This window comes from Kitasatospora saccharophila, from assembly GCF_039529925.1.
In the GTDB taxonomy this organism is placed as follows: domain Bacteria; phylum Actinomycetota; class Actinomycetes; order Streptomycetales; family Streptomycetaceae; genus Kitasatospora; species Kitasatospora saccharophila.
Genome location: NZ_BAAANS010000133.1, coordinates 1 through 4650, shown reverse-complemented (window position 1 = coordinate 4650; position 4650 = coordinate 1). Strand labels below are relative to the sequence as shown.

The following is a 4650-nucleotide window of genomic DNA, read 5'->3' as shown; positions in this document are numbered from 1 at the left end:
GGCAGATGCACGGCCGGGCCGGCTTCCCTCTGCTCCGCCACCGAATCCTCCTCCAGTGACCACGACACAGCGTCACCACCGATTACGGGACAGAGCCAGTCGCTGGACACACCCGAAGCGCTCACCGCCGAGGGCGAGCCGGTGACTCTCACCCGGGGCGAGTACCAGGCGGTCGACCTGCTCCTCGGTCACCTCGCCGACACTCCGGAGTGCCAGCAGTTGGTACAGGTGCTGGCCGACCGACTACGCGGACGCTGACGGCCAGGGCGTGGCGTCAGCTGTCTAGTACTCCAGTGAGAGTTCTTCGTTTCCCCTGGTCAGCGGCCCGGTGGCGGCGATTGTAGCCGGGCTGCGCCGGAGGTGGAGGGGTGTTCGCGGGGATGTCGCGCGAACGAGTGGCCCCGGCGCATGTAGTGGCAGCGACCCGGACAGCTCCTCGGTGTGAGCGATGATCTGACGGATGTGTGGGATCGGGAACTGACCGAACTCTTCCTGCGGATCGGGGCCCGCTTCGCGCGGGTGGAGCCGCGGAAGCGGATGCGGGACTACGTGCGCGGGCTGTTGGGCCCGGTAGGGCGAAAGAACAGCCGGCAGTTGGCCGAGTTCGCCGGGCACCCGGCCCCGCATCGGCTGCGGCACCTGCTCGCCCGCGCCTGCTGGAGCGCGGACGAGGTCCGCGACGGCCTGCAGGCCTGCATCGGCGAGCAGCTCGGCACCCCCGAGGGTGTCCTGATCATCGACGACACGGGCTTCGTGAAGAAGGGCACGGTCTCGGCCGGCGTGCAGCGCCAGTACTCGGGCACCGCCGGCCGCACGGAGAACTGCCAGATCGGCGTCTTCGCCGCCTACGCCTCGACCAAGGGCCATGCCCTGGTCGACCGCGAGCTCTACCTGCCCAGGTCCTGGACCGAGGACCGGCAACGCTGCCAGGCCGCCCGCGTCCCCGACGAGCGCGGCTTCGCCACCAAGTTGGAGCTCGCACGGTCGATGGTCGAACGAGCCCTGGCCTCGCTGCTGCCGATCGCGTGGGCCACCGCGGACTCGGCCTACGGCCGGGACTCGCACTTCCGCCGGTTCCTCGAAGACGCCGGGCTCTCCTACGTGGTGGCCGTCCCCAAGTCCCAGCAGGTGCACGGCCCGCGGATCGACTTCCTCATCGCCCAGGCCCCGCCCGAGGCCTGGCAGCGACTGCCCGCCGGATTCGGCGCCAAGGGCGAGCGCCTCTACGACTGGGCCGCGGCGCGCCTGCCCGCTGTCTGGGAATTCGACGGCGACCAGCCCACCCGCCAACGATGGATGCTCGCCCGCCGCAGCCTCACCAAGCCCGACGACGTCGCCTACTACCTGGCCTGCGCGCCCCTGGACGCCACCGTCGCCGACCTGGTCCGCGTCGCCGGATGCCGCTGGAAGATCGAGGAGTGCTTCCAGAGCGCGAAGAACGAGTGCGGCCTGGACCAGTACGAGGTCCGCCGCTACGTGGGCTGGTACCGGCACATCACCCTCGCGATGCCCGCCCACGCGTTCCTGGCCGCCATGGCCGCCCAGGAGCGCGAAAAGGGGGCGGCAGTGACGACACGCCCGACCTCGTGGACCTCACCCCGGCCGAGATTCGCCGTCTGCCGGCAGCTCGACCCCGCCACCGCCCTGCGGACCGCGACCACACCCTGACCTGGTCCAGATGGCGCCGCCGTCACCAAGCACACGCGCGGCGCTGCCACTACATGTGCCGGGGCCACTCGTTCGCGCGACATCCCCGCGAATACCCCTCCACCTCTGGCGCAGCCTGGCTAAACTCGCCGCCACCGGGCCGCTGACCAGGGGAAACGAAGAACTCTCACTGGAGTACTAGGAGCTGCCGGTGCGCGATCGCTGGTACCCACGAGCCTGCGACGGTGCCGTTCCGGTCAGTTTCTGACTGGAACGGCCTGCGGTCTGACCGTTCCCGCCCCGCGTCCTGCGCGGTGGGGGTGCGGGGGCTTGAATCGTCGTGCCGCGGGTGTCGCGGCGTTGGGCGGTCGGCGGAAGGTGTGCACGTGACGGAGTTCGTGGTGTCGGAGGGCGGGCGCATCGCCTGCGACGTGGTCGGCGATGGCCCGCTGGTGGTGCTGTCGCACGGGATGGGGACCTGGCGCCGGGACTTCCGGCACCTGGTGCCCGCGCTGGTCGACGCGGGGTACCGGGTGGTGAACGCGGACATGCGGGGGCACGGGGAGTCCAGCACCGGCTGGGCCTCGGTGACGGGCAGGCGCGCCATCAGCCGGACCGACGTCGCCGGTGACCTGCTCGGGGTGGTCCGGCACTTCGGCGGGCCCGCGACGATCGTCGGGCACTCGCTGTCCGGCGGCGCTGCCACCGTCGCCGCGGCCCTGGCCCCGGAACTGGTCACCGCTATCGTCGAGATCAACCCGTTCACCAGGGCCGTGAAGGTGGACGCGGGCGCGCTGCTCACCGTCCCGCGCTACCGCCGGGGCGGCTTGCGACTGATCGGGACACAGGTGCTGAAGTCCCGCGGGATGTGGCGCAGTTACCTTGACGTCGCGTATCCCGGCAAGCCCGACGACTACGGGCCGCAGATCGAGGACCTGATGGCGGCGCTGCGGCGGCCCGGGCGGTGGGAGGAGTTCATGAAGACCGGCCGGACTACTCCGGCCGACGCCGGGGCGCGGCTGGCGGAGGTGGGGTGCCCGGCGCTGGTGATCATGGGTGGACAGGACCCGGACTTCCCCGACCCGGTGGCCGAGGGCGAGGCGGTCGTCGCGGCCATGCCCGCGGGGCTGGGACGGGTCGCCGTGATCGAGGATGCCGGGCACTACCCGCACGCACAGTGCAGCGACCGGGTCGCCGAACTGGTCGTCGCCTTCCTGCGGGAGCACGCCGACGACGCCGTCCGGCACCCCGGATGACCGGTGGCGGCGGAAGACGGGTGACGAGGCCCCGTGCCCGCGGCGATGATGGCGGCATGGCTGCACCCCGCACCGTCGTCCTCGTGGTGTACGACGGCATCCAACTGACCGAGCTGGCCGGTCCGATGGACGTCCTCAACGCGGCGAACACCGTACTGGGAAGCACCGCCTACCGGCTGCTGACGGCGGCGCCGCGGGCGGGGGCCGTCACCGCCGACGGCGGACTGGCGTTCCACGTCGAGCACTCGCTACGGGAAGCCGCCCTCGGCGAGCCGGACATCGACACGACGATCGTGGTCGGCGGCTTCGGCGCCTTCGACCCGTCGACGGCCCAGGAGGTGGTCCGGGAGCTCCCCGCGCTCGCCCGGGTCTCGCAGCGCGTCGCCGCGGTGTGCTCCGGCGCGGTGCTCCTGGCCGCGGCCGGCCTGCTCGACGGGTACCGCGCGACGACGCACTGGGGCGCGACCCGGCAGCTCGCCGAACGCCACCCGCGGGTGCGGGTCGAACCGGACCGGATCTACGTGCACGACCGCAACCGGTGGACCTCGGCCGGGGTGACCGCCAGCATCGACCTCGCGCTGGCCCTCGTCGAGCACGACCACGGAGCCGAACCGGCGCAGGCCATCGCCCGGCAGTTCGTCGTCTTCACCCGGCGGCCCGGCGGCCAGACCCAGTTCAGCGCCCAACTGCGCGCCCAGAGCGCACGGACCCCGGCCATCCGGTCCGTCCAGGACTGGCTGCCCGACCACCTCGACCAGGACCTGAGCGTGACCGCCCTGGCGGGTCGGGCGGGGATGAGCGAGCGGAACTTCGCCCGCGCCTTCCGCGCCGAAACCGGCAGCACCCCGGCGGACCTCGTCGAGGGCCTCCGCCTCGAAGCGGCCTGCCGCCTGCTGGAGACGACCGCCCTGACCGTCGGCGCCATCGCCAGGACGGTCGGGTACCGGCACGGCGAGACCCTCCACCGCGTCTTCTCCCGCCGCCTCGCCACCACCCCGGACCGCTACCGCCGGAACTTTCCGATGACCGCCCCGACGGACGCCCACCCACGGCAACCCGCCGGTGGGCGGTGACCGGGAAGCCCCTCGACGGCCCCGCCGACGGACGCCCCCGGCCACCGCCCCGGACCGGTCGTGCCGCCCCCACCGCCGAGAAGGACCGAACCAGCTGGACTGCAGAGGACGGGACCGGCGGGGATGCGCAAGACGGTCGCTGTGATAGCACCGGTGGATGCGATCCGCTCGGAGAGCGGTTGCCGGCATGGCCTGCCACTTCGTTCCGTTGTCGAGGAGGTAGCGGATCGCGTCCAGATCGCGCGGTGGCAGTGCGCCTCCGGCTGCCCGCCCCGCCCGCGCAGCCAGCCCGGTACGGGCAGCAGCGGCCGCACGATCGCCCACTCCGCATCGGACATGTCGGTGGGGTAGCGGCGCGCACGGACCCTGTGTCAAAGATCTCTGAGTGAGCCTCTTTCATCCTGAGTTTTCGCTGGTCGCAGGGCTGTGGATCATGAGGGTGTGGACGGTGGCGATCAGGCGGCTGATGCGGTTGGTCGAGCAGCGGGCTCTACAGCCGGATCCGTCCCGGCAGACCACCTCGACGCCCGGGTGCTCGCGCAGCCACGCGGTCAGTGCCGAAGCAGTGCGGCCGGGAAGGACGTCGATCCGCTCCCCGGTCTCGGCGTCGATGATCACGGTCGCGTAGCGGTGCCGGCGCTTGAGGGCGAAGTCGTCGACTCCGAGCACCCGCG

Annotated in this window: 3 protein-coding genes and 1 pseudogene; 3 read left to right on the top strand and 1 reads right to left on the bottom strand. The window is 72.1% G+C overall.

Annotation, left to right across the window (positions count from 1 at the left end; genetic code table 11):
* The first annotated feature begins 453 nt into the window (after positions 1-453).
* The 3 genes from ABD345_RS39670 (at position 454) to ABD345_RS39660 (ending at position 3976) form a co-directional block, all read left to right on the top strand.
* Positions 454-1668 (top strand): IS701 family transposase, encoded by a 1215-nt coding sequence (locus tag ABD345_RS39670; RefSeq protein ID WP_344559663.1) that lies wholly within the window; start codon positions 454-456, stop codon positions 1666-1668.
* Positions 1669-2033: 365 nt separating this feature from the next.
* Positions 2034-2903 carry an alpha/beta fold hydrolase gene (locus ABD345_RS39665; protein ID WP_344559661.1) on the top strand — a complete coding sequence of 290 codons (870 nt, stop codon included), beginning with the start codon at positions 2034-2036 and terminating at the stop codon, positions 2901-2903.
* 56 nt (positions 2904-2959) lie between these two features.
* Positions 2960-3976, top strand: a complete 1017-nt coding sequence (locus ABD345_RS39660) for a GlxA family transcriptional regulator (protein ID WP_344559659.1) — start codon at positions 2960-2962, stop codon at positions 3974-3976.
* A 486-nt stretch (positions 3977-4462) separates the two neighbouring features.
* On the opposite strand, the pseudogene ABD345_RS39655 reads toward ABD345_RS39660, so the two are convergent.
* Positions 4463-4650: pseudogene (locus ABD345_RS39655) on the bottom strand (transposase); the annotation flags it as partial.